Raw genomic sequence first — 24192 nt, 5'->3', positions numbered from 1 at the left:
TCAATGGTCCTGCAGCAGCGCGTCGACCACGGCCGACAGGTCGTCGCAGACGCGGGTATTGTCCGGCAAGCCGCCCTTGGCCAGCGTCTTCTTGCCATTGCCGCTCAGCACCAGCCAGGGCGAGCAGCCGACCGACGACGAGGCCTGCAGGTCGCGCAGCGAATCGCCCACCGCCGGCACGCCGGCCAGGTCGACGTCGTAGCGGTGCCCGATCTGTTCGAACATGCCGGGCTTGGGCTTGCGGCAGGCGCAGTTGTCATCGGGGCCGTGCGGGCACATGAAGACCGCGTCGATACTGCCGCCTGCGGCGGCCAGTTCGCGGCGCATCTTGGTATGGATGGCCGTCAGCGTGTCCATGTCGAACAGGCCGCGCGCCAGGCCCGACTGGTTGGTGGCGACCACCACCTTCCAGCCCGCCTGCGTCAGCCGGGCGATGGCGTGCAGGCTGCCGGGCAGGGCGATCCATTCGTCGGGATTCTTGACGAACGAATCGCTGTCCTGGTTGATGACGCCGTCGCGGTCTAGGATGATGAGCTTCACTGTGCCAGCCTGGAGATGTCAGCGACCTGGTTCATCAGGCCATGCAACTGGCCCAGCAGGGCCAGCCGGTTGGCGCGCACGGCCGGGTCCTCGGCCATGACCATGACGTCGGCAAAGAAGGCGTCCACGGGTTCGCGGACCTGGGCCAGCGTGCTCAGGCTGCCGGCGAAGTCGCCCGCGGCCAGTTGCGCCTCGGCCTTGGGGCGCAGCGCGGACACGGCGGCGGCCAGCGCCTTTTCGGCCGGTTCCACCAGCGCGGCGTCGTTCACCGCGCCGATCTCGCCTTCGGCCTTCTTGAGCAGGTTGCCGATGCGCTTGTTGGCGGCGGCCAGGCTGGCGGCCTCGGGCAGCAGCGCGAAGGCGGCGGCAGCGCGCACGCGCTCGGCCACCTGGTGCAGCGGCGGGGTCAGCGCGATCACGGCTTCGACGGCGTTGCGGTCGAAGTCGTTGATCAGCTGGTTACGGTAGCGTTCGTAGATGAAGGCGCGGACCTCGGCCAGCGTGTCGGCGGGAATCTTGCCGGCGGGGAAGGTCCCTGCGGCCAGTTGCAGCAGGCCGTCCAGCGACAGGGGGCCGGCCGAGCTGATCTTGAGCCAGCCGCCTGCGGCCAATTGCTCGAACGCGCTGATCAGGCCCAGCGCGGCGCGGCGCAGGCCGAAGGGGTCGCGTTCGCCGGTGGGCGCCAGGCCGATGGCCCAGATGCCGACCATGGTTTCCACGCGCTCGGCGATGAACAGGATGGCGGCGGTCAGCGATTCAGCGGTGACGGGCGCGTCGTAGCGGTTGCGGTACTGCGTGCGCAGGGCTTGCACCACGCTGTCGGGCTCGCCGTCGCCGGCCGCGTAGTAGGCGCCCATGACGCCTTGCAGCTCGGGGAATTCGCCCACCATGTTCGAGCCCAGGTCGGCCTTGGCCAGCATGGCTGCGCGGTCGGCGGCGGATACGTCGCCGCCCAGTTGTTCGGCCACGCCGCGGGCGATGGCGCGCACGCGCTCCACGCGTTCGAGCTGGGTGCCCAGCTTGTTGTGGTAGACGATCGAGCCCAGTTGTTCGACGCGCGCCGCCAGCGGGGTCTTGCGGTCGGTTTCAAAGAAGAACTGCGCGTCCGCCAGGCGCGGGCGCACCACGCGCTGGTTGCCTTCGACGATGTTCACCGGATTGTCGGTGCGCATGTTGCTGACGATAAGGAAGCGGTGCGTCAGGCGGCCGCTGGCCGGATCGAACAGCGGGAAGTACTTCTGGTTCAGCCGCATGGTCAGGATCAGGCATTCCTGCGGCACTTGCAGGAACTGCTCTTCGAACTGGCCCACGTAGACGGTGGGGTGTTCGACCAGGGCCGTGACTTCGTCCAGCAGCGCGGCCACTTCGGGATCATCGCCCAGGGTGGCGTTCAGGCGGCCGGCATGGTCGAGCAGCTGGCGCTGGATCTCGTCGCGGCGGCCTTCGAACGAGGCCATCACGCGGCCCTTTTCGGCCAGGGTGGCGGCATAGGCGTCGGCGTCGGCGATGGACACGGGACCCGCGCTCATGAAGCGGTGGCCCAGCGTGTCGCGGCCGGCGGCCAGGCCCAGCGCGGATACCGGCACCACGTCGGCGCCGAACAGCGCGACCAGGCCGTGCGCCGGACGCACGAACTTGACGGTGGTGACGCCGTCGGCCAATTGGTAGCGCATGACCTTGGGAATGGGCAGGCCGTTGATGGCGGCGTCGATGCCTTCCTGCAGGCCGGCTGCCAGTTGGGCGCCGGGAGCGGTGCCGCGGGCGACCAGGTAGTCCTGCTTGCCGTCGGATTCGCGTTCCAGGGTAGCCAGGTCGATGTTTTCCAGGCCCTTGGCGGCCAGCTTCTTCTGCAGCGCGGGGGTAGCCTTGCCGTCTTCGGTCAGGCCGATCTTTACCGGCATCAGCTTTTCGGCATAGGGCTGGTCGGGCGCCTGCGCCAGCACGGCGGACAGGTGCACGGCCAGGCGGCGCGGCGTGGAATACGCGGTGGCGGCGCAGCCGGCGGCCAGCAGGCCGTGGCGCTCCAGCGTGGCGCGCACGCCTTCGGCGAAGGCCTGGCCCAGCTTCTGCAGGGCCTTGGGCGGAAGTTCTTCGGTCAGCAGTTCGACCAGCAGCGGGCGGATGTTCGTCGTCATTTATGCAGCCTCCCCGGCGGCCTTGTCGCGGCCCAGCATGGGAAAGCCCAGTCGTTCGCGGGAATCGTAATAGGCCTGCGCGACGGCGCGCGACAGGTTGCGGATGCGGCCGATGTAGGCGGCGCGCTCGGTGACGCTGATCGCGCCGCGCGCGTCCAGCATGTTGAACGTATGCGCGGCCTTCAGCGCGGCCTCGTAGGCGGGCAGCGCCAGCGGCACGTCCATCAGGCGCTTGGCCTCGGCTTCATAGTCGTTGAAGTGCGAGAACAGCATCTCGGCCGACGAATGCTCGAAGTTATAGGTCGACTGCTCCACCTCGTTCTGGTGAAACACGTCGCGATACAGCACGCGGTTGCCGTTGGCGCCTTCGGTCCAGACCAGGTCGTACACGCTTTGCACGTCCTGCAGGTACATGGCCAGGCGCTCCAGGCCGTAGGTGATTTCACCGGTGGTCGGCGTGCAGTCCAGGCCGCCCACTTGCTGGAAGTAGGTGAACTGGGTGACTTCCATGCCGTTCAGCCAGACTTCCCAGCCCAGGCCCCAGGCGCCGAGGGTGGGGTTTTCCCAGTCGTCCTCGACGAAGCGGATGTCATGCTGGGCCGGGTCGATGCCCAGCGCCTTGAGCGAGCCGATGTACAGGTCCAGAATTTCTGGGGGCGCGGGCTTCAGCACCACCTGGTATTGGTAGTAGTGCTGCAGGCGGTTGGGGTTTTCGCCGTAGCGGCCGTCCTTGGGGCGGCGCGAGGGCTGCACGTAGGCGGCGCGCCAGGGCTCCGGACCGATCGCGCGCAGGAATGTGGCGGTATGCGAGGTGCCGGCGCCGACTTCCATGTCGTAGGGCTGCAGCAGGGCGCAACCCTGCTTGTCCCAGTATTCCTGGAGCGTAAGGATGATTTGCTGAAAGGTGAGCATAGGATTCTTGGAATTCGGCCGCCGGGCAAGGCTTGCCCTGGGCGTGGGAAACCCGACATTTTAACTGGCCCGGGGCGGTCCGGTTCCCGAATGCCGGGCGGACGGTTACATCTAGGACTTCTGGGCGGTTCACAAGGGGGACAGTGTGCCGCTGGTGGACGCCACGCGGGCCTGTCGCTGCGCCTGGAAACCAATGATCGTATGATTCCAGGTTGCGTACCAAGTCTTATATAAAACCCGGAACCCGATTCCGAGAATTCCCGGAAGGAGCAGTCCCATGTCAGACCTGATCAAGGTAGAAGTCACCGACGGCATCCAGATCATCACGATCAACCGTCCCGAGGCCAAGAACGCCATCAACCTGGAAACCGCGCAGGCCATGGCCGCGGCGCTGGACCAGCTGGACAGCCGCGACGACATCCGCATCGGCATCCTGACGGGCGGCGGCGGCACGTTCTCCTCGGGCATGGACCTGAAGGCCTTCGCCAAGTCGGGGCAGCGTCCCTACGTGGAAGGCCGCGGCTTCGCCGGCCTGAACGAGCGGCCCCCCAAGAAGCCGCTGATCGCGGCGGTGGAAGGCTACGCACTGGCTGGCGGCTGCGAAATGGCGCTGGCTTCCGACCTGATCGTGGCCGCCAGCAACGCCAAGTTCGGCCTGCCTGAAGTCAAGCGCGGCCTGGTGGCCGGCGCCGGCGGCATGCTGCGCCTGCCGCGCCGTCTGCCGTACCACATCGCCATGGAAGTGATCCTGACGGGCGAAATGTTGACGGCCGAGCGCGCCTACTCCTTCGGCCTGGTCAACCGCATCACCGAGCCGGGCGCCGCCCTGGCCGGCGCGCTGGAACTGGCCCGCGCCATCGTCGAGAACGGCCCGCTGGCGGTACAGACCGCCAAGAGCATCGTGGCGCAGTCGGGCGATTGGGACCAGGCCAGCATGTTCGACCAGCAGCGTCCGCTGATTGCGCACATCTTTTCGTCGGCCGACGCGAAGGAAGGCGCGACCGCCTTCGCCGAGAAGCGCAAGCCCGTGTGGCAAGGCAAATAGGAAATGCCCCCACGCCGCGCCCCTGCGGGGCTTGCTGCCCCCCGAGGGGGGGCGCATTTTGCCTTGGGGCGGCCCGGCGGCAAAATGGTAGCCCCCACGCCGCGCCCCTGCGGGGCTTGCTGCCCCCCGAGGGGGGCGCATTTTGCCTTGGGGCGGCCCGGCGGCAAAATAGTTCTTTCTCCATTGCGCCGCGCTAGTCCTGCCGGCCGCGTTTTCACGTTTTCATCATCTACACCCGCATATCGCCATGTCAGTCATCATTAAAGAAGAAGACTTCATCCAGTCGATAGCCGATGGCATCCAGTTCATCAGCTACTACCATCCCGTCGACTACATCCGCCACCTGGCCCGCGCCTATGAGCGCGAGGAAAGCCCCGCCGCGCGCGACGCGATGGCGCAGATCCTGACCAACTCGCGCATGTGCGCCGAGGGTAAGCGTCCGCTGTGCCAGGACACGGGCATTGTCAACGTCTTCCTGAAGGTCGGCATGGGCGTGCGCTTCGAGACCAAGCGCACCCTGCAGGAACTCTGTGACGAAGGCGTGCGCCGCGGTTATCTGAACCCGGACAATCCGCTGCGCGCTTCGGTGCTGGACGATCCGCTGTTCGCGCGCAAGAACACGCGCGACAACACGCCCTGTATCCTGCACGTCGAGCTTGTCCCGGGCGACAAGGTCGACGTGCAAGTCGCTTCGAAGGGCGGCGGTTCGGAAAACAAGTCGAAGTTCGCGATGCTGAATCCGAGCGATTCGCTGGTGGACTGGGTGCTCAAGACGGTGCCGACGATGGGCGCGGGCTGGTGCCCGCCGGGCATGCTGGGCATTGGCGTCGGCGGCACGGCCGAGAAGGCCATGCTGATGGCCAAGCAGTCGTTGATGGAAGACATCGACATGTACGAGCTGCTGGCCCGCGGTCCGCAGAACAAGCTGGAAGAGCTGCGTATCGAGCTGTATGAGAAGGTCAATGCGCTGGGTATCGGCGCGCAGGGCCTGGGCGGCCTGACGACGGTGCTGGACGTGAAGATCAGCACGTTCCCCACGCACGCGGCTTCCAAGCCGGTGGCGATGATCCCGAACTGCGCGGCGACGCGTCATGCGCACTTCGAGCTGGACGGCTCGGGTCCGGCGCGCCTGGATCCGCCGTCGCTGTCGGAGTGGCCGGAAGTGCATTGGGCGCCGGACTACAACAAGTCCAAGCAGGTGGACCTGAATACGCTGACCAAGGAAGAAGTGGCCAGCTGGAAGCCGGGTCAGACGCTGCTGCTGTCGGGCAAGATGTTGACGGGCCGCGATGCGGCGCACAAGCGCATCCAGGACATGCTGGCCAAGGGCGAGCCGCTGCCGGTGGATTTCAAGAATCGCGTCATTTACTACGTGGGTCCGGTGGATCCGGTGCGCGACGAAGTGGTCGGCCCGGCGGGTCCCACGACCGCTACGCGCATGGACAAGTTCACCGACATGATGCTGGAGCAGACGGGCTTGATCGCGATGATCGGCAAGTCGGAACGCGGTCCGGTGGCGATCGAATCCATCAAGAAGCACAACTCGGCTTACCTGATGGCGGTGGGCGGCGCGGCCTACCTGGTGTCGAAGGCTATCCGTGGCGCCAAGGTGCTGGGTTTTGCGGACCTGGGCATGGAAGCCATCTATGAGTTCGACGTGAAGGACATGCCGGTGACCGTGGCGGTTGATGCTCAGGGTACCTCTGTCCATACCACGGGGCCCAAGGAATGGCAGGCCAAGATCGGGAAGATTCCTGTCGCTGTGGCTTGATTCCGTAGGTTGTGAGAAAAACGGCTGCCAGGGGACTGGCGGCCGTTTTTTTTTGGCTTTAGTGCCTGGTGCTTCGTAGGCCGCCCGGGCGGCCGATAAAGACATACGTGATTTATTTGATTGTGATGGTGTTCGCTTGCGCGAACGCCCACATCTCCAGCCTCCGCTACACGGCAGCCAAACCTCCGCCTCACCCCGCGCGCAACCTGCTCATCCCTCCTTCCTCAATCCCGCGCAAAACGCTGCAATCGCTTCTGGCGTCTTCCCCAACACCTCCCGCAGCACTTCCTCCGTATGCTCCCCAAGCAGCGGCGGCGCGCGGCGGTACTCGACCGGCGAGGCCGACAGCCGCAGCGGGCTTGCCGTCACCGCCGCCACGCCGCCCGCCGGATGCGGCATGTCGCGGCGCAGCTGCCGCGCCTGCGCTTGCGGATGCGCCTGGGCCTGCGCGATATCGTTGATCGGCCCGCAAGGCACGCCCACGGCCTCCAGCCTGGCGATCCAGTCGTCGCGTTTGCCCTGGCGCATGATCTCGGTCAGCAGGCCGACCAGCAGTTCGCGGTTGGCCAGGCGCATGCGGTTGGTGGCGAAGCGCGGGTCGTCGCCCAGTTCGGGTGCGCCGATGGCGCGGCAGTATGCGCGGTACTGCGATTCATTGCCCGTGGCCACGATCAGGTGGCCGTCGCTGGCGGCGAACACCTGGTAGGGCACGACGTTCTGGTGGGCGTTGCCGGCGCGCTGGGGTGCCACGCCGGAGTTGAAGTAGTTCGAGTTCTGGTTGGCCAGCAGGGCGACGTGGCTGTCCAGCAGGGCGATGTCCAGGTGTTGGCCCAGGCCGCTGTTGTGGCGTTCCTGCAAGGCGGCCAGGATCGCGACGGTGGCGTACATGCCGGTGATGATGTCGGTCACCGCCACGCCGGCCTTCTGCGGCCCGCCGCCGGGCAGGTCGTCGCGTTCCCCGGTGATGCTCATGAGGCCGCCCATGCCCTGGATCATGAAGTCGTAGCCAGGATGCTGCGCGTAGGGGCCGTCCTGGCCGAAGCCGGTGACCGAGCAATAGATCAGGCGCGGGTTGATCTGCTTCAGGCTGTCGTAGTCCAGGCCGTACTTGGCCAGCCCGCCGACCTTGAAGTTCTCGACCAGGATGTCGCTGGCGGCCGCCAGTTCGCGGATCAGCGCGGCGCCTGCGGGCGTGGCCATGTCGGCTTCCACCGAGCGCTTGTTGCGGTTGGCGCTGAGGTAATAGGCGGATTCCTCGGTGTCCTGGCCGTTGCCGTCCTTGAGGAACGGCGGACCCCAGGCGCGGGTGTCGTCGCCCACGCGGGGGCGTTCGATCTTGATGACGTCGGCGCCCAGGTCGGCCAGGTTCTGCGTGCACCAGGGGCCGGCCAGGATGCGCGATAGATCCAGTACGCGGATGCCGGTCAATGCGGGCGCGCGGGTCATGGCTTCAGCTCCGCGGTGCCGTGGCTCATGACCACCACGCCGCGTTCTTGCGCGCGGGCCTGGAAGCGGAGCTGGCCGCCGGGCAGGCGCCAGATGTCGCACTGCAGGGTTTCGCCGGGATACACCGGCGCCGAGAAGCGCGTGTTCAGGCTGACCAGGCGTGAGGCGTCGTAGCCGCAGCAGCTTTTGACGATGGCGTGCGCGACTACGCCGTAGGAGCACAGTCCGTGCAGGATGGGTTTGGGGTAGCCGGCCGCGCGTGCGACTTCGGGGTCTGCGTGCAGCGGGTTGCGGTCGGCGTTCAGCCGGTACAGCAGGGCGGCGCTGGCGGGAATGCGGATCTCGCAGCGCAGGTCCGGTTCGCCGTCGGGCGCCGCGGGCAGGGCGGCAGGGCTGTCGTCTCCCTGGCCGAAGCCGCCGTCGCCGCGGCAGAAGGTGCTTTGGCGCAAGGTGGCGAGGCAGGCGCCGTCTTCGCCATGCAGGGTGCGCTCGGTGATGATGATGGCGCCCTTGTCGGCGCCCTTGTCGATCACGTGCGTGTTGCGGCTCCTGCCGGTGACCACGCCGGCTGCGGGCAGGGGCGCATGCATGGTCAGCCGCTGCTCGCCGTGGACCACGCGTACCCAGTCGATGCCGGCGCGCGGGTCCTGGACCCAGAAGCCCGGATAGCCCAGCACCACGCTCATGGTGGGAAAGGATTGCAAGCCTTTTTCGTACACGTAGCGCAACTGTCCGGTGTCTTCGGGGTCTTGCCCCAGGCCTATGCCCAGGGCGTACAGCATGGTGTCTTTTTCGTCGTAGCGCTGGCGCACCTCGTCGAAGCGCCAATTCTTCACGGTTGCGTAGTCCAGGGGCATGGCGGCCTCAGATGGGATCCCAGTCGATGACGTCGGGCGAGCGCTCCAACGCGTAGAAGTGCTTGCGCATGGCGGGCACGGCGATCTCGGCGATGCGCTCGGGCGTCCAGCCTTCGCCGTGGTGCACGGTGCGCAGCGGGCGCGGTTGGCTCATCAGCATGATCTCGTTGGCGCGCACCGCGAAGATCTGCGCGGTGACCTCGCTGGCGGCGTCGCTGGCCAGGTAGACGGCCATGGGCGCAACCTTGCCGGCTTCCATTTTCTTCAGCTTTTCGACGCGGGCCTTTTCTTCTTCGGTCTCGGCGGGAATGGAGCTGGTCATACGGCTCCATGCGAACGGCGCGATGCAGTTGGAGCGCACGTTGTAGCGCGCCATGTCCAGGGCGATGGATTTCGACAAGGCCACGATGCCGAGCTTGGCCGCCGCGTAGTTGGCCTGCCCAAAGTTTCCGATCAGTCCGGACGTGGAGGTCATGTGCACGAAGGCGCCGGACTCCTGTTCGCGGAAGTAGGGCGCAGCCGCGCGGCTCATGAAGAAGGAGCCGTTGAGGTGCACGCCCAGCACCTGGCTCCATTCCTCTTCGCTCATCTTGTGGAAAACCCGGTCGCGCAGATTCCCGGCGTTGTTGACCACGGCATCGATGCGGCCGAACGCGTCTATCGCCGTCTGCACGCAGCGGCTGGCGCTGTCGTACGCGGCCACGCTGTCGGTGTTGGCGACGGCCTGGCCGCCGGCCGCGACGATCTCCTTGACGACCGCTTGAGCGGGACCCTCCGCGCCGCCTTCGCCGGTGAGCGAGACGCCGATGTCGTTCACCACCACCTTGGCGCCAGCCTGCGCCATGGCCAGTGCAATGCTGCGACCGATGCCGCCGCCCGCGCCCGTCACGATCACCACTTTTCCGGAAACTATGCCGCTCATTGAAGCTGACTCCTGTGCTGCGGCGCGCGCGCCGTGTGGAAAACAGTTCCGCATCAAACGCTCTGGTTCGAGGGGATGCACCATGGTAGATTCGACGAGGCATGCGAAGAATTCAAAATTAGATATGCCCCCCTTCTGCGTGGTGGAACATGAGACACGATCTGACCGACCTGCGTTTGTTTCTGAACGTGGGGGAAACACTCAATCTGACCCGGGCTGCGGAACGCACCTTCCTGTCCCTGCCGGCGGCAAGCGCGCGGGTGAAGAACATGGAAGAGGCCTTCAAGGCCAGGCTGTTGGTGCGCATGGCCACGGGCGTGGCGCTGACGCCGGCGGGCGAAGTGCTGCTCAAGCATGCGAACGCCGTGTTCCGGCAGCTGGAATGCTTGAATGCGGACTTGCAGCCCTACGCCAGCGGCTTGAAGGGGCGTTTGCGCTTATTGGCCAACACCACGGCCACCAATTCCTTTCTGGCCGACGCGCTGTCCACGTTTCTTGCGGAAAACCCGGATGTGGACGTGGAGCTGGAAGAAAAGATTTCCGGCGATATCGTCATTGCCATACGCGCAGGTCAGGGAGACCTGGGGCTGGTGGCGGGCAATATCGACGTGTCGGGCCTGGACGTCACGCCGTTGTTCCGCGATGAACTCACCGTGGTGACGTCGCTGGACCATCCGCTGGCCGCGTCGGAGTCCGCGCATTTCGCCGACCTGCTGGACGCGTATCAGTTCGTCGGCATCCATCCGGACAGCGCCATCCAGACCTTCCTGGAAGACATCGCCAGCGGCCTGGGCAAGCGCATCTGCCAGCGCGTGCACGTGGGCAGCTTCGAAGCGGTGTGCCGCATGGTGGAGGCGGGCGCGGGGATCGCGGTGGTGCCGCGCGCCTGCGCGGCGCGCTACAGCCGTCCGGACGCGCTGCATGTGCTCAAGCTGGACGATCCCTGGGCGTTGCGCGACCGCCTGCTGTGCCGTCAGCGTGGACGCGATCTGCCCAGTTTCGCGGAGTGCTTCATCGAACACGTGCAGCGCGCGGCGCGCGGCCTGTAGCGCCTCCCGAAGAGGGGCTTTTGCAAATGTGTAGCGGCGGCTCCGCAGGTTCGGCAAATAATAAAAAAGGCGTCAGGCAGCAGTCCTAGAGCTTGGCCGCCCATAAAACCGAGAACCAGGAGACTGCCGTGACCGATCTACTACGCCGCCGCGCCGTTGCGCGGCTGGGCGCCGCATGCGCTGCCGCCGCGGTGCCCGCGCTGTTCCCCAGGCTGGCCCGCGCCGCCGCCTGGCCTGCGCATGCCGTGAATTTCATCGTGCCGTTTCCTGCGGGCGGTCCCGTGGACACGACCGCGCGCTTCACCACGCAGCCGCTGGGACAGCTGTGGTCGGTACCCACGGTGGTGGACAACAAGTCGGGCGCCGGCGGCATCGTGGGCGCGCAGTTCGCGGCCAAGTCCGAGCCCGACGGCTACAACTATTTTTTCGCCTCCATCCACCATGCGGTGCTGCCCAGCCTGCGCGGCAATCTGAGCTACGACATTACGCGGGACTTCGTGCCGGTCGGCATGGCGGCGGTGTTTCCCATCGTGCTGGTGGTGAACGCGACGCTGCCCGTGAATTCGGTGAGCGAGTTGATCGCCTATGCCAAGGCCAACCCGGGCAAGCTGTCGTTCAGCTCGTCAGGCACGGGCGGCGGCACGCACCTGGCCGGCGAATTGTTCAACGCCATGGCCGGCGTGCGCATCCAGCACGTACCCTACCGCGGCAGCGCGCCCGCCATGCAGGACCTGCTGGGCGGACAGGTGCAGGTGATGTTCGCCGATGGGCCTTCCGCCGTGCCGCATCTGAAGGGCGGCAAGGTGCGCGCGCTGGGCGTGGGAAACCCCACGCGTTCCAGCATGCTGCCCGACGTGGCGACGATCGCCGAGTCCGGCCTGCCGGGCTACGAGGCGTACTCGTGGAGCGGCGTGATGGCGCCCAAAGGAACGCCGCCCGACATCGTCAAACGCGTGAATGCGGATTTGGTGAAGGTGCTGTCGGATCAGGCCACCGCGCAGAGCATGATCGCAGCGGGCGCCGAGCCCAAGCCCGGCACTCCAGAGCAATTCGGCGAGTTCGTGCGTGATGAAATCGCCAAATGGCGCGACGTCATCAAGACGGCCAACATCAAGCTGGACTAGAACCGGCGCAGGGCGTCGCGCGCGGCGAGATATTCGGATTCCAGCTGATCCACCAGCATCGCGGCGGGCAGGATCTCCTGCGCCGCGCCCACGCCCTGGCCTGCGCTCCACACATCCTTCCAGGCCTTGGGACGCGAGCTCTTGTCCATGTTCGCGGGCGGGGCCACGCCGTTCCTGGCAAGTTCCAACGGATCCAGCCCCGCCGCCTGGATGCTGGCCGACAGGTAGTTCGCGGGCACGCCCGAGAAATAAGGCGTGTAGGTCACGTCCGCCGCCTGCGCCTGCAGCACCATTTCGCGATAGGCGTCGCCGGCCAGCGATTCCCGCGTGGCGATGAAGCGCGTACCCATGTAGGCGAAGTCGCAGCCCAGCACCTGCGCGGCCAGGATGTCCTTGCCGTGGCTGATACAGCCGGACAGCGCCAGCGGGCCGTCGTAGAAGGCGCGGATTTCGTTGATCAGCGCGAATGGACTTAGCTGTCCCGCATGGCCGCCCGCGCCTGCCGCCACCAGGATAAGGCCGTCAACGCCGGCGTCCAGCGCGCGCTTGGCATGCCGCACGTTGGTGACGTCGTGGAACACCAGCCCGCCGTAGCCGTGCACGGCGGCCACCACGGCTTCGGGGGCATGCAGCGAGGTGATGACTAGCGGCACGCGCCGCTCGGCGCAGATGGCCAGGTCGCCCTGCCAGCGCGGATTGCTGGGGTGGACGATCAGGTTGACGCCGTAGGGCGCGATCGTGGCGTCTGGCGCAGCCTGGCGTTTCGCGGCCAGGCCAAGTTCGATGCGTGTGAGCCAATCGTGCAGCTGTTCCTGCGGGCGGGCGTTGAGCGATGGAAAGGTGCCGATGATCCCCGCCGCGCATTGCGCCACCACCAGGTCCGGTCCGGAGACCAGGAACATGGGGGCGCCGATGAGGGGCAGGCGGGTCTGGGCGTGCAGCGCGAGCGGGGGATTCATCTGGATGCTCCGGTAGTACTCAATTGGCCTGGATGTTGGCGCTCTGGATGACGTCGGACCACAAGGCGTACTCACGGTCGATGCGTGATTGCAGCGCCTTGGAGTCGCCGGTGTTGATGGTGTAGCCGCCATCGGTCATGGCCTGGCGGAAGGCCGGATCGCTGGAGACTTCGTTCAACGCGCGGGTCAGGCGGGCCGCGACGGCGTCGGGCAGCTTCTTCGGCCCCACCAGCGCGTACCAGCCGACCACCTCGTAGTCCTTCATGCCGGCTTCGACCATGGTGGGCACGTCGGGCAGCTCGGGGTTGCGGGTCTTGGAGGTGACCGCCAGGGCGCGCGCCTTGCCGCTCTTGACGAAGGGGATGGCGGTGCTGGTGATGTCGAACATGAAGGTGATCTTGCCGCTGATCACGTCCACCATGGCGGGCGAGTTGCCGCGGTAGGGCACGTGCAGCATGGGTACGCCCGCCTGCTTCTTCAGCAGCTCGGCCGACAGGTGGTTGGACGCGCCGATGCCGGCGGAGCCGAAGGACACGGCGTCGGGATGGGCGCGGGCGTAGGTGACCAGTTCGCCGACGTTCTTGGCGGGGATCTGCGGGCCGATCAGCAAAACGTTGGCGTAGTCCACCACCAGTCCGATCAGCGAGAAGTCCTTGCGCGGATCGAACAGCGTGCTGCGCTGGACCAGCGGCGACATGGTGAGGGTGGGGCTGGCGGCGAAGCCCAGCATGTAGCCGTCGGGCGCAGCCTTGGCGGTGGCGTCAGAGGCGATCATGCCGCTGGCGCCGGCGCGGTTTTCCACCACCACGGACTGGCCCAGCTTGTCGCCCAGGTACTTGGCGAAGACGCGGGCGGTGGTGTCGACGGGGCCGCCGGGGGCGTAGCCGACCAGCAGCCGGATGGGGCGTTCGGGATAGGCGTCGGCCCAGGCGTTAGAAGCCGTGGCGAGCGTCGCCGTGGCGGCGGCCGCGGCGAGCAGGGTCTTGATGTTCACGCTGTAGTCTCCTTGTGGGTAAGTGGCGGGTCGTGCAGCGGAACAGCGGGTCCGCGGCTACGCCAGCCTTTCTTTCAGCGGCTGCTTGAGGATCTTGCCGCTGACGGTGGTGGGAATGGTGTCGATGGGGATGATGCGGGCGGGCCGCTTGTACGGCGCCAGCTGCGCGCGCAGATGCAGCATCAGCAGGTTGGTGTCCACGGTGGCGCCGGGCAAGGGCTCGACGAAGGCGATGACTTCTTCGTTTTGATCGGCGGTGGGGCGGCCGACCACGGCCGACAGGCGCACGCCGGGGAACGCGTTGATGACGGACTCGACTTCCAGTGGATAGACGTTGAAGCCGGAGCGGATGATCAGGTCCTTGGAACGGCCCGCGATGTACAGCGCGCCCTGTTCGTCGACGTAGCCGATGTCGCCGGTGTTGAGCCAGCCGCCGGGCAGCAGCGCCTGCGCGGTTTGTTCGGGATTGCGGTAGTAGCCCAGCATGACGCCCGGACCGCGGATCAGGATGTCGCCGCGCTCTCCCGGCGCGGGCTTGCCGCCGTCGGGGCTGCCGATGCGCATTTCCACGCCTTCGACGGCGTGGCCGGCCGAGCAGTCGCTGCGCGGCGCATCGATGCGGGTGACGAACATGGAGCCCGCGTATTCGGTGATGCCGTAGCCGTGGTGCATGGCGACGCCGAAATAGCGCTCGGCATCGCGCTTGAGCGTGGGGTCCAGCGCCGCGCCGCCCGTGTACAGGTAGCGCAGGGCCGGCGCTCGCAGTTCCGCGCGTGGAGGCGCCACCGCCATCATGCGGCTGAACATGGTGGGCACGCCCTGCAGGATGCTGACGCCCGGATGCGCCAGGGCCTTGAAGGCGTCGGCGGCGTCGAAGCGGCTGCGCAGCACCAGGCTGGCGCCGGCGTGCACCGTGGCCATCAGCACGGTGGCGATGCCGAAGATGTGCGACATGGGCAGCGCGGCGTAGCCGATGTCCTGCGGCGTCAGGCGGCGCGAGGCGGCTGACACGCGGGCAAAATGCAGCAAGCCGCGATGCGGCACGAGGACCCCCTTGGGGGCGCCCGTGGTGCCGGACGTATAGATCACGGTGGCCACTAAGGCGGCGGAATCGCCGGTCTCGGCTTGCGTGGGGCTGTCCGCACGCGCAGCCTGCACGCCGGGTCCCCAGACGTCGGGATCGGCGTCGGTGGCGCCGGCATGCTCGGCATGGACCGCGGCGGCGTGCGAGACGCCGCTGGTGTAGAGCAGCAGTTCGGGTTGCGCATGAAGACGGATGGCGTCGATCTCGCGCGTGGACAGGCGTGCGTTCACGCCCACGGGCCAGGCCCCGGCCGCGCTGCAGGCAAACAGCGCTGCGATCATGGCCGCGCAGTTTTCACCCGCGATCAGCACGCGATGCCCTGGACGCACGCCCTGTTCTTCGAGCCATGCGGCCGCGGCCTGTACGCGCCGCCAGAACTGCGCGTAGCTCAGTCTGCCGCCGCCCTCCTCGTATAGAAAGGTGGCGTCGGGCCGCTGGCCGGCTTGCTGCGCCAGCAATTGATGGATGCGGGTAAGAGGGGCTGCCGGGGACATGGTTGCGTCGTTCAAAGCGTGGCCTGGGTTCCCAGGATGGCGGTGGATTGGCTGGACAGGGTGCCGCCGTTGCCGTGCACCAGGGCGAGGTGCGCGTCGGCGATCTGGCGCGCGCCGCATTCGCCGCGCAGCTGGCGGACGGCCTCGATCATGATGAAGATGCCGTACATGCCGGGATGCACGCAGCACAGCCCGCCGCCGTTGGTGTTGACTGGCAGCGCGCCGCCCGGCGCGATGGCGCCATTGGCGATGAAGTCCTTGCTTTCGCCCTTGGCGCAGAAACCCAGGTCTTCCAGGAACAGCAGGGTGTTGATGGTGAAGGCGTCGTACAGCTCCACCACGTCGATGTCCCGGGGCGCAACACCCGCCATCTCGAAGGCCCGCTTGCCGGATTCGGCCGCGGCGGTCACGGTCAGGTCTTCCATGGATGAGATCTGCCGGTTCCAGACCGCGGTGGCGTTGCCCAGCACATAGACGGGCGGGCGCGGCAGGTCGCGGGCGCGCTCGGCGCGCACCAGCACGTAGGCGCCGGCGCCATCGGTGACCAGGCAGCAGTCGCGCACGCTCAAGGGGTCGGACACCATGCGCGCCGAGAGGATCTGCTCCAGCGTGGCGGGTTCGCGCAACTGCGCTTCGGGATTGAGCTGGGCCCATTGGTTGGCGGCCAGCGCCACCTGCGCCAGGTGTTCGCGGCGCGTGCCGTACTGATGCATGTGGCGCGCGGCCGCCAGCGCGTAGGACGACAGGGGGCTCAGCGGCTCGTAGGGCGTTTCGTACGGCTGCGGATCGAACTGCTTGCGCACCCGGCCGATCTCGGCGCGGCTCAAGCTAGAGGTGCGTTGCGTGCTGCCATAGCAGACCAGCACCGCGTTGCACTGGCCGGAAGCCAGCGCGTGCAGCGCCGGCAGCAGGTGCGCGACGAAGCTGGAGCCGCCCAGCATGGTGCTGTCGATGAAGCTGGGGCGGATGCCCAGGTGTTCGATCACCGGCATGGCCCACATCGGCGCGGCCACGCTGGCGGTGCAGATGCCGTCGATGTCGCGCATGGTGAGGCCGGCGTCCGCCACCGCGCGCTGCGCCGCCTGCACCAGGATTTCCATTTCGGTGTAGCCCGCGGCCTGGCCCAGGCCCGCGTGGCCCACGCCGGCCACCGCCACGGCGCCGCGCAGATCGTTCAGCGTCATTGCGCCTCCTTGTTGGGTACGAAGACCAGGAGGCTGCGGCCATCCTGCTGCGCCACCTGCGCGCGCACCGCCATGCCGATGCGCACGGCATCGGGCGCGACGCCCTCCACCCGGCTCATCAGCCTGACGCCCTCCCGCAGATCGATCAGCGCCACGTTGTAGTCGCCGCCCGCCTCGGGCTTGCGGCGCACCACGGTGGTGGAATAGACCTCGCCGCGCCCGTCGGGCGTGGTCCAGGCGAGTTTGTCCGCGCCGCAATGCGGGCAGATCATGCGGGGGTAGAACACGGCGCGGTCGCAGCCGGCGCAATGCTGGATGAGGAAGCGGCCTTGGTCCAGCGCCTGGCGGTACTGCGCCTCTACGCCTTGCGGCGCGCCGGCCTGCTGATCGGGAACGGTCATGATGCCTACGGGTTCCAGTGGATGACGCTTGCAAGTGTCCGCACTGGCGGCGGCTTCGGCCATTCTTCATTGCTGAAGCTGGCCTTCCGCCGGCCCGTAGTGGGACGCCCTATGTCCTGCGCGAAGCCCGTCTTCGGAAGAGGCAGATTGTCCGGCGTGCCGGACCGTGGCTAGATACCGCAAAAGGAGCCCGACCATGAACCTGACCTGGACGCCGCAGGAGCGGCTATTCCGCGAAGAAGTGCGCGCCTTCGCCACGGACAAGCTGCCGCAGGACATACGCGACAAGGTGCTGCGCCACCAGCGGCTGGAGCGCGAGGACTACGTGCGCTGGCACAACATCCTGGCCGACCAGGGCTGGGGCGCGCCGAACTGGCCGGTCGAGCACGGCGGCACCGGCTGGAACGCATTGCAGCGGCTGATCTTCGAGGTGGAATGCTTCAAGGCCGGCGCCCCGCGCCTGTTGCCTTTTGGCCTGTCCATGATCGGCCCGGTCCTGATGAAGTACGGCAGCGCCGAGCAGCAGGCGCGCCTCCTGCCGCGCATCATCCGCGTGGAGGACTGGTGGTGCCAGGGCTACTCCGAGCCGGGTTCGGGGTCCGACCTGGCTTCGCTGTCGACCCGCGCGGTGCGCGATGGCGACGAGTACGTCGTCAACGGCCAGAAGACCTGGACCACGCTGGCCCAGTACGCCGACTGGATGTTCTGCCTGGTCCGCACCGACCCCGAGGCCCGCGCGCAGCGCGGCATTTCGATGCTGCTGCTGGACATGCGCTCGCCAGGCGTGACCGTGCGCCCCATCCGCACGCTGGACGGCGGGCACGACGTGAACGAGGTCTGGCTGGAAAACGTGCGCGTGCCCGTGGCCAACCTGGTAGGCGTGGAGAACCAGGGCTGGACCTATGCCAAGTACCTGCTGGGCCACGAGCGCACCGGCATCGCCGGCCTGGGCCATTGCCACCGCGAATTGGGCGTGCTCAAGCACATGGCGGTGCAGGCGCAGTCCCGGGGCAGGCCCCTGTTGGACGACAGCCGGTACCGCGACCGCATTTCGCGCATCGAGGTGGACATCATGGCGCTGGAGATGCTGCTGCTGCGCGTGGCCTCCAGCAACGACGGCACGCCCGGGCCGGAAGCCTCCGTGCTGAAGATCCGCGGCTCCGAGATCCAGCAGGACCTGGCGATGCTGCAGATGGAGGTGGCGGGACCGGACGCCTGGCCCTATGACCCCGATTGGCTGCAGGCTGACAAGGGATATTGCGGGCCAGGGCCGGAATTGGCGGCTGCGGCCGGCGCCGGCTATGCCGACATGCGCAAGACCTCGATCTACGGCGGCACCACCGAAGTGCAGAAGGGCATCATCGCCCGCCTGGTGCTGGGCCTGTAGGCCCGGCCTCGCGCAACCCGACAGGAAGACGACGCATGGATTTCATCTATACCGAAGAACAGCGCATGCTGGCCGACAGCCTGCGGCGCCTGGTGGACCAGGAATGGACGCACGCGCGCCGCCGCGCCCGCCAGGCGGCGGGCAAGCTGGATGCGGATGCCTGGGCCGCATTGGCCGAACTGGGCGTTTTGGGTCTGACCATCCCGCAGGATTTTGGCGGTTTCGGCGAAGTGCCGGCCAGCCTGCTGCCGGTGCATGTGGAGCTGGGCCGAGGGCTGGTGTCCGAGCCTGTCATCCCCAGCGCGGTCATGGGCGCGGCGCTGCTCGACGCCTGCGGCGGCGAAGCGCGCGGCCTGTGGCTGCCGGCCATCGCCTCGGGCGACGCCATCGTCAGCGTGGCGTACCAGGAGCCCGGGCGCCGCTACGACACCGATCCGCGCGATTGCCGCGCCAGCAAGGCCGCCGATGGCTGGCGGCTGGACGGCGTCAAACATCTGGTCTGGCACGGCGCGGCGGCCACCGCCTGGCTGGTCAGCGCGCGCGGCGACGAGGGCGAGACCCTGTTGCTGGCCGTGCCGGCCGATACGGCGGGCGTGCGGATCACGGATACGCCCACGCTGGACGGCGCGCGCTGCGCCCGGCTGGACCTGAACGCGGTCAGCCTGCCGCGCGCAGCCCTGCTGGCGCAAGGGGCCGCCGCCGACCAGGCCCTGGCGCAGTCCCTGCAGTGGGGCACGGCCGCGCTTTGCGCGCATGCCGCGGGCGCAATGGAGCGGTTGCTGGAAATCACCGTCGACTACCTTAAGGCGCGCAAGCAGTTCGGCCAGCCGCTGGCCTCGTTCCAGGCCTTGCAGCATCGCCTCGCGGAAATGCTGGTGGCCAAGGAACTGGCTTTGTCCATGGCCTACGTGGCGGTGGCGGCCCTGACCGAAACCGACGCCGCGCAGCGCCGCCGCATGATCGCCTCGGCCAAGCTGGAAGCCGCGCGCGCCGGACGCCTGGTGGCGCAACTGGCGGTGCAGCTGCATGGCGGCATGGGCATGACCGACGAGCTGGACGTGGGCGATTACTTCAAACGGCTGACCGTCGTCGACCAGCTGCTGGGCGATACGGCCGAACAACTGGCGGTGCTGGAGGAACTGGCATGAGCGCGGCGTCGACGACCCAGGGCGAAGGCGGCTACACACAAATCCGATTTACGTTGGAGCGGGGCGTGGGCCTCATCACGCTGAACCGGCCCGACCGGCTGAACAGCTTCACGGAAGTCATGCATGCCGAGCTGGCGGGGGCGCTGGATGCCATGGAGGCCGACCGCAGCCTGCGCGGACTGATCATCACCGGCGCGGGGCGGGGCTTTTGCGCGGGCCAGGACCTCGGCGAACGCAAGCCCGCGGAGGACGGCGCGCGCCGCGACCTGAGCCTGATCCTGGAGCAATGCTACCGGCCGCTGATCACCCGGCTGCGCAACCTGCCGGTGCCGGTGGTGTGCGTGATGAACGGCGTCGCGGCCGGCGCGGGCGCCAGCCTGGCGCTGGCTTGCGACGTGGTGTTCGCGGTGGAGTCGGCGCGCTTCATTCAGGCCTTCAGCAAGATCGGCCTGCTGCCGGATGCCGGCGGCACCTGGTTCCTGCCGCGGCTGGTGGGTTCCGCGCGGGCCATGGGCGCCGCGCTGTTCGGCGAAGCGCTCAGCGCCAGGCAGGCGGAAACCTGGGGCCTGATCTGGCGCGTGGTGCCAGACGAGGCGCTGACGGATACGCTGGCCGAAGTCGCCGATACCTTGGCGGCGGGACCCACGCGCGCCTATGCGGCCACCAAGGCCGCGCTGCACGCCTCCAGCGGCAACACGCTGGCGCAGCAATTCGATCTGGAATGCCGCTTGCAGCGCGAACTGGGCTACACCGACGACTACCTGGAAGGCATGCGGGCGTTCGCGCAGAAGCGTCCGCCGGCATTCACCGGTACCTGAGAGTGGCGGCTCGCTGTCAGGGCGTCCGCGCCGCCTGAATCTGCTCGATGAGTTCGCGCGCGCAGCCCGGCAGGGCGTCGATGTCGCGCACCAGCAGCTTGCGTTCGCGCACCACCCAGGGCTCGTCCAGCTCGACCACGCGCAGCTTCATGTCGGCGCCGTAGCGCCGCGCGGCGGAGTCGGGGATGACGCCGATGCCCACGCCCGCCTGCACCATCCGGCAGATGGAGTCGAAGCTGTAGAGCTGGATGCGCTGGGGCAGGCGCTGGCCCACCTGTTCCAGCTGGTCGCGCAGGAAGGCGACCAGGGTGGAACCTTCGTGCATGGTGATGAAGGGATAGCGCACCGCCTCGGCCAGCTTGATCTTTTCCTGATCCTGCAAGGGATGGCCGTTGGGCACCACCAGCACCAGTTTGTCGGTGCTGAAGTGGACGGTCTGCAATTCGGGCGCATCCACCGGGCCGGCCACGATGCCCAGGTCGGTGGTGCCGTCCAGCACGCCGCGCACGATGTCGCGGGTCAGGCGTTCCTGCAGGTCCACGGTGACGCCGGGGTGGCCGGACAGGAACTGCGCCAGGATGTCCGGCATGAATTCCGTGACCGCCGTGGTGTTGGCGAAGATGCGGATGTGGCCGGCGTCGCCGTCAGCCTGCTCCTGGAAGTCATGTTTCAGGTGGTCCACCTGGCGCATGATGACCCGCGCATGCTGCAGCAGCTTCTGGCCCGCGGGCGTGATTTCGACGCCGCGGCTGTCGCGGTACAGGAGACGGGTATTGAGCTGGTTCTCCAGCGCCTTGATGCGCACGCTTACGGCCGCCAGGGACAGGTGGGCCCGCTTGGCAGCCTGGGTCAGGCTGGGGGATTCGGCGATGTGGATGAACAGGCGTAGGTCGGCGAGGTCGAAGTGCATGGGCCATATATTACGGCGCGAGGCGTCGGGCCGGGAGGCGGGCGTGCGATTCAGGCAGCGCAAACCCCGCCTTGAGCAAAAACGAATTCACAAGCGGGACGGCTTGCGGGCATGCTTCAGTCTGTAAAAACCCCAGCAGAGGATATCGGCATGACATCTACAGACCCGGCCGCCTGGATCGGCAGCGGCGAGCGCAAGGCGGACGCCATGGATCCCGGCCACGCCGCGCGCATCGCGGCCACCCTGGGCGGCCCGGCGCCGGTCCAGGGCGATGCTTTGCCGCCGCTGTGGCAATGGGCGTTCTTCATTTCCACGGTGGGCATGGACGGGCTGGGGACGGATGGCCATCCGGCGCGCGGCGGCTTTTTGCCGCCGGCCCAGGACCGCAACCGCATGTGGGCAGGCGGCCGGGTCGAGTTCCGCCGGCCGCTGTTGGTCGGCGTGCCCGCCGAGCGCGAGTCCACGGTGGTCGACGTCAAGGAAAAGGCGGGGCGCACCGGCGCGCTGTTGTTCGTGACCGTGCGCCACGAGTTCCGCCAGGAAGGCGAAGTCGCCATCCACGAGGAGCAGGACATCGTCTACCGCCAGCCGACCCCGCCCAAGCTCACGGGCAGCGAACCCGCGCCGCAGGCGCAGTGGCGCGATACCGTCGAGCCGTCGCCGGTGCTGCTGTTCCGTTATTCGGCGGTGACCTTCAACGGCCACCGCATCCACTACGACCATCCCTACGTCACTGGCACCGAGGGCTATCCCGGATTGGTGGTGCACGGCCCGCTCATCGCCACCGAGATGGTCGCCGCCTTCACCCGCGCTCATCCGCAGGCGCGTCTGACCCATCTGTCGTATCGCGGCCTGCGCCCGCTGATTGCGCCCGCTCCCTTCCAGGTGGCCGGCCGCTTGACCGAGCCGGGCGTGGCCCAGCTCTGGGCCGAGCAGGACGGCACGCTGGCCCACCAAGCTGAACTGAGGTTTACAGAATGAGCATAGAGGCCCCCCGTCCCCTGGACGGCATCACCGTCGTCAGCCTGGAGCACGCGATCGCCGCGCCGTTCTGCACCCGCCAGCTGGCGGACATGGGCGCGCGCGTCATCAAGATCGAACGCCCCGGTGGCGGGGATTTCGCCCGTGGCTACGACGAACGCGTGCGCGGCCTGTCCTCGCATTTCGTCTGGACCAACCGGTCCAAGGAAAGCCTGACGCTGGACCTCAAGCGCGAGGAGGCAGGCGGCGTCATGGAGCGCCTGCTGGAAACGGCCGACGTGCTGGTGCAGAACCTGGCGCCCGGCGCCGCCGCGCGTCTGGGCCTGTCGTTTGATGCCCTGCACAAGAAGTATCCGCGGCTCATTGTCTGCGACATCTCGGGCTACGGCGAAGGCGGACCCTACCAGGACAAGAAGGCCTACGACCTGCTGATCCAGAGCGAAAGCGGCTTCCTGTCGGTGACCGGCACCAAGGACGATCCGGTCAAGGCCGGCTGCTCCATCGCCGACATCGCCGCCGGCATGTACGCCTATTCCGCGATCCTCAACGCACTGCTGCTGCGGCAGAAAACGGGCCTGGGCAGCCGCCTGGACGTTTCCATGCTGGAGAGCATGGTGGAGTGGATGGGCTTTCCCATGTACTACGCCTTCGACGGCGCCGCGCCGCCCGTGCGCGCGGGCGCGGCCCACGCCTCCATCTATCCCTACGGTCCGTTCCCCGTGGGCGACGGCGCCACCATCATGCTGGGCCTGCAGAACGAGCGCGAATGGCGCGTGTTCTGCGCCCAGGTGTTGCGGCAGGCGGAGCTCGCGGAAGACCCGCGTTTCATCTCCAATTCGCTGCGCACCGCCAATCGCGACGACCTGCGCGCGCTGATCGTGGCCGCCTTTGCCGACCTGTCCATCGAACAGGTGACGCAACGGCTGGAGGACGCGCAGATCGCCAATGCACGCGTCAACGACATGGCCGGCGTCTGGGCTCATCCGCAGTTGCAGGCCCGCGGCCGCTGGAGCCAGGTGGACAGTCCCGCAGGCGAACTGCCCGCGCTGCTGCCTCCGGCCAGCAGCAACGCCTTCGCGCCGCGCATGGCCGCGGTGCCCGCGGTGGGCCAAAACACCGATGCGGTGCTAGCATCATTGGGATACGCGCCCGATCAGGTGGCGCAGTTCCATGCATCGGAGGTCGTGTGACGCATCCCGTTGTCCGTAGCGCGCTGTTCGTGCCGGCGTCGCGCCCCGAGCGCATCCCCAAGGCGCTGGCCGCGGGGGCCGATGCCGTCATTGTCGATCTGGAAGACGCGGTGGAGCATCTGGCCAAGGCGGCCGCGCGGGAAGCGCTGTGCGATTTCCTGGGGACGAATCCGCGTGCGCGGCTGTGGGTGCGGATCAACGATGCCTCCACCTCCTGGCACGACGACGACCTCAAGGCCTGCCGCGGCAAGCCCGGGGTCGCCGGCGTGCTGCTGCCCAAGGCCGAGAGCCTGGCGCAGGTGCGCCACGTGGTCCAGGCGGGCCTGCGGGTGATTCCCATCCTGGAGACCGCCCAGGGCATCCTCAACGCCGCGGAAGTCGCCGCCACGCCCGGCGTGGAGCGCCTGGCATTCGGCAGTCTGGACTACGGCCTGGACATGGGGTTGACGCCCGATACGCCGGGGGCGCAAACCGTGCTGGACCAGGCGCGCGTGCAGGTGCTGCTGCACAGCCGCGCGGCCGGGCTGGCGCCCGCGCTGGACGGCGTGTTTCCGGGCATCCAGGACCAGGCCGGGCTGGCGCATGCCGCCGCCCGCGCCCAGCAGATGGGCTTTGGCGGGATGCTGTGCATCCACCCCAGCCAAGTGCCGGTGATCCACGCCGCCTTCGTGCCCGCGGCGCAGGAGCTGGCCTGGGCGCGCCGCGTCATCGCCACGCACCGCGATACCGCGGCCGGCACCTTCATGCTGGACGGCAAGATGGTCGACGCCCCGGTCATCGCGCGCGCGCGGCTGGTGCTGGCGCAGGCGGGCGAAACCTCCGGCTTCTAGGCCGGATCCGA

The 24192-nt window shown here is 67.9% G+C and carries 22 protein-coding genes; 10 read left to right on the top strand and 12 right to left on the bottom strand.

Annotated elements, in window-relative coordinates; all coding sequences use genetic code 11:
• The 3 genes from gmhB to glyQ are packed head-to-tail and all read right to left on the bottom strand — an operon-like array spanning position 1 to position 3587.
• On the bottom strand, positions 1-540 hold the full coding sequence (gene gmhB / locus IAG39_RS26745; protein ID WP_118932407.1) for a D-glycero-beta-D-manno-heptose 1,7-bisphosphate 7-phosphatase: 540 nt from the start codon (positions 538-540) through the stop codon (positions 1-3).
• Positions 537-2675 (bottom strand): glycine--tRNA ligase subunit beta, encoded by a 2139-nt coding sequence (gene glyS, locus IAG39_RS26740; protein ID WP_118932406.1) that lies wholly within the window; start codon positions 2673-2675, stop codon positions 537-539. The genes gmhB and glyS overlap by 4 nt, the downstream gene beginning before the upstream one ends.
• Positions 2676-3587 carry a glycine--tRNA ligase subunit alpha gene (gene glyQ, locus IAG39_RS26735; protein ID WP_059371532.1) on the bottom strand — a complete coding sequence of 304 codons (912 nt, stop codon included), beginning with the start codon at positions 3585-3587 and terminating at the stop codon, positions 2676-2678. It lies immediately after the preceding gene.
• A 277-nt stretch (positions 3588-3864) separates the two neighbouring features.
• Between glyQ and IAG39_RS26730 the strand changes: the two genes are divergently transcribed.
• Positions 3865-4632 carry a crotonase/enoyl-CoA hydratase family protein gene (locus IAG39_RS26730; protein ID WP_059371533.1) on the top strand — a complete coding sequence of 256 codons (768 nt, stop codon included), beginning with the start codon at positions 3865-3867 and terminating at the stop codon, positions 4630-4632.
• 247 nt (positions 4633-4879) lie between these two features.
• Positions 4880-6403 carry a fumarate hydratase gene (locus IAG39_RS26725; protein ID WP_054457515.1) on the top strand — a complete coding sequence of 508 codons (1524 nt, stop codon included), beginning with the start codon at positions 4880-4882 and terminating at the stop codon, positions 6401-6403.
• Between the two features lie 210 nt (positions 6404-6613).
• On the opposite strand, the gene IAG39_RS26720 is transcribed toward IAG39_RS26725, so the two are convergent.
• Genes IAG39_RS26720 through IAG39_RS26710 form a run of 3 tightly spaced genes read right to left on the bottom strand, consistent with a single transcriptional unit; the run spans position 6614 to position 9628 of the window.
• Complete coding sequence (locus tag IAG39_RS26720) at positions 6614-7849, bottom strand: CaiB/BaiF CoA transferase family protein (RefSeq protein WP_118932404.1); 1236 nt, start codon at positions 7847-7849, stop codon at positions 6614-6616.
• Positions 7846-8706, bottom strand: coding sequence for a MaoC family dehydratase (locus IAG39_RS26715; protein ID WP_118932403.1), 861 nt, complete (start codon positions 8704-8706; stop codon positions 7846-7848). The genes IAG39_RS26720 and IAG39_RS26715 overlap by 4 nt, the downstream gene beginning before the upstream one ends.
• A gap of 7 nt (positions 8707-8713) precedes the next feature.
• Entirely contained in the window at positions 8714-9628 is a 915-nt protein-coding gene (locus tag IAG39_RS26710) for an SDR family NAD(P)-dependent oxidoreductase (RefSeq protein ID WP_118932402.1), read from the bottom strand.
• 149 nt (positions 9629-9777) lie between these two features.
• Between IAG39_RS26710 and IAG39_RS26705 the strand changes: the two genes are divergently transcribed.
• Both IAG39_RS26705 and IAG39_RS26700 read left to right on the top strand, forming a co-directional pair.
• Positions 9778-10677: a LysR family transcriptional regulator gene (locus tag IAG39_RS26705; protein WP_059371537.1), complete on the top strand. Its 900-nt coding sequence runs from the start codon at positions 9778-9780 to the stop codon at positions 10675-10677.
• A 128-nt stretch (positions 10678-10805) separates the two neighbouring features.
• Positions 10806-11801, top strand: coding sequence for a tripartite tricarboxylate transporter substrate binding protein (locus IAG39_RS26700; protein WP_118932417.1), 996 nt, complete (start codon positions 10806-10808; stop codon positions 11799-11801).
• On the opposite strand, the gene IAG39_RS26695 is transcribed toward IAG39_RS26700, so the two are convergent.
• Genes IAG39_RS26695 through IAG39_RS26675 form a run of 5 tightly spaced genes read right to left on the bottom strand, consistent with a single transcriptional unit; the run spans position 11798 to position 16917 of the window.
• On the bottom strand, positions 11798-12760 hold the full coding sequence (locus IAG39_RS26695; protein WP_118932401.1) for an NAD(P)H-dependent flavin oxidoreductase: 963 nt from the start codon (positions 12758-12760) through the stop codon (positions 11798-11800). The two genes, IAG39_RS26700 and IAG39_RS26695, sit on opposite strands and share 4 nt — an antisense overlap.
• 19 nt (positions 12761-12779) lie before the next feature.
• A complete protein-coding gene (locus tag IAG39_RS26690) occupies positions 12780-13754 on the bottom strand; it encodes a Bug family tripartite tricarboxylate transporter substrate binding protein (RefSeq protein ID WP_059371540.1) in 975 nt (324 codons plus the stop codon).
• Between the two features lie 57 nt (positions 13755-13811).
• Positions 13812-15332 (bottom strand): class I adenylate-forming enzyme family protein, encoded by a 1521-nt coding sequence (locus IAG39_RS26685; protein WP_118932400.1) that lies wholly within the window; start codon positions 15330-15332, stop codon positions 13812-13814.
• Positions 15333-15343: 11 nt separating this feature from the next.
• The gene (locus tag IAG39_RS26680; RefSeq protein ID WP_118932399.1) at positions 15344-16516 is read right to left on the bottom strand and encodes a thiolase; all 1173 of its coding nucleotides are present in this window, start codon (positions 16514-16516) and stop codon (positions 15344-15346) included.
• Positions 16513-16917 carry a Zn-ribbon domain-containing OB-fold protein gene (locus IAG39_RS26675; protein ID WP_118932416.1) on the bottom strand — a complete coding sequence of 135 codons (405 nt, stop codon included), beginning with the start codon at positions 16915-16917 and terminating at the stop codon, positions 16513-16515. Before IAG39_RS26675 ends, IAG39_RS26680 begins: the two co-directional genes overlap by 4 nt.
• 196 nt (positions 16918-17113) lie before the next feature.
• Here IAG39_RS26675 and IAG39_RS26670 point away from each other — a divergent pair, with 196 nt between their 5' ends.
• The 3 genes from IAG39_RS26670 to paaG are packed head-to-tail and all read left to right on the top strand — an operon-like array spanning position 17114 to position 20270.
• A complete protein-coding gene (locus tag IAG39_RS26670) occupies positions 17114-18304 on the top strand; it encodes an acyl-CoA dehydrogenase family protein (RefSeq protein ID WP_118932398.1) in 1191 nt (396 codons plus the stop codon).
• Between the two features lie 35 nt (positions 18305-18339).
• Positions 18340-19452, top strand: coding sequence for an acyl-CoA dehydrogenase family protein (locus IAG39_RS26665; RefSeq protein WP_118932397.1), 1113 nt, complete (start codon positions 18340-18342; stop codon positions 19450-19452).
• Positions 19449-20270, top strand: a complete 822-nt coding sequence (paaG, locus tag IAG39_RS26660) for a 2-(1,2-epoxy-1,2-dihydrophenyl)acetyl-CoA isomerase PaaG (RefSeq protein WP_118932396.1) — start codon at positions 19449-19451, stop codon at positions 20268-20270. The genes IAG39_RS26665 and paaG overlap by 4 nt, the downstream gene beginning before the upstream one ends.
• Positions 20271-20286: 16 nt before the next feature.
• On the opposite strand, the gene IAG39_RS26655 is transcribed toward paaG, so the two are convergent.
• Positions 20287-21180, bottom strand: coding sequence for a LysR family transcriptional regulator (locus IAG39_RS26655; protein ID WP_059371546.1), 894 nt, complete (start codon positions 21178-21180; stop codon positions 20287-20289).
• Positions 21181-21330: 150 nt separating this feature from the next.
• Between IAG39_RS26655 and IAG39_RS26650 the strand changes: the two genes are divergently transcribed.
• The 3 genes from IAG39_RS26650 to IAG39_RS26640 are packed head-to-tail and all read left to right on the top strand — an operon-like array spanning position 21331 to position 24181.
• Complete coding sequence (locus tag IAG39_RS26650; protein ID WP_059371547.1) at positions 21331-22161, top strand: MaoC family dehydratase N-terminal domain-containing protein; 831 nt, start codon at positions 21331-21333, stop codon at positions 22159-22161.
• Positions 22158-23351 (top strand): CaiB/BaiF CoA transferase family protein, encoded by a 1194-nt coding sequence (locus tag IAG39_RS26645; protein WP_118932395.1) that lies wholly within the window; start codon positions 22158-22160, stop codon positions 23349-23351. The genes IAG39_RS26650 and IAG39_RS26645 overlap by 4 nt, the downstream gene beginning before the upstream one ends.
• Positions 23348-24181, top strand: coding sequence for an HpcH/HpaI aldolase/citrate lyase family protein (locus IAG39_RS26640; RefSeq protein WP_059371549.1), 834 nt, complete (start codon positions 23348-23350; stop codon positions 24179-24181). The genes IAG39_RS26645 and IAG39_RS26640 overlap by 4 nt, the downstream gene beginning before the upstream one ends.
• The last annotated feature ends 11 nt before the right edge of the window (positions 24182-24192 follow it).

Origin of the sequence: Achromobacter xylosoxidans, assembly GCF_014490035.1 — a bacterium.
In the GTDB taxonomy this organism is placed as follows: Bacteria; Pseudomonadota; Gammaproteobacteria; order Burkholderiales; family Burkholderiaceae_B; genus Achromobacter; species Achromobacter bronchisepticus_A.
The sequence above is the reverse complement of the archived record's forward strand: the minus strand, read 5'-3'. Positions and strand labels throughout refer to the sequence as shown.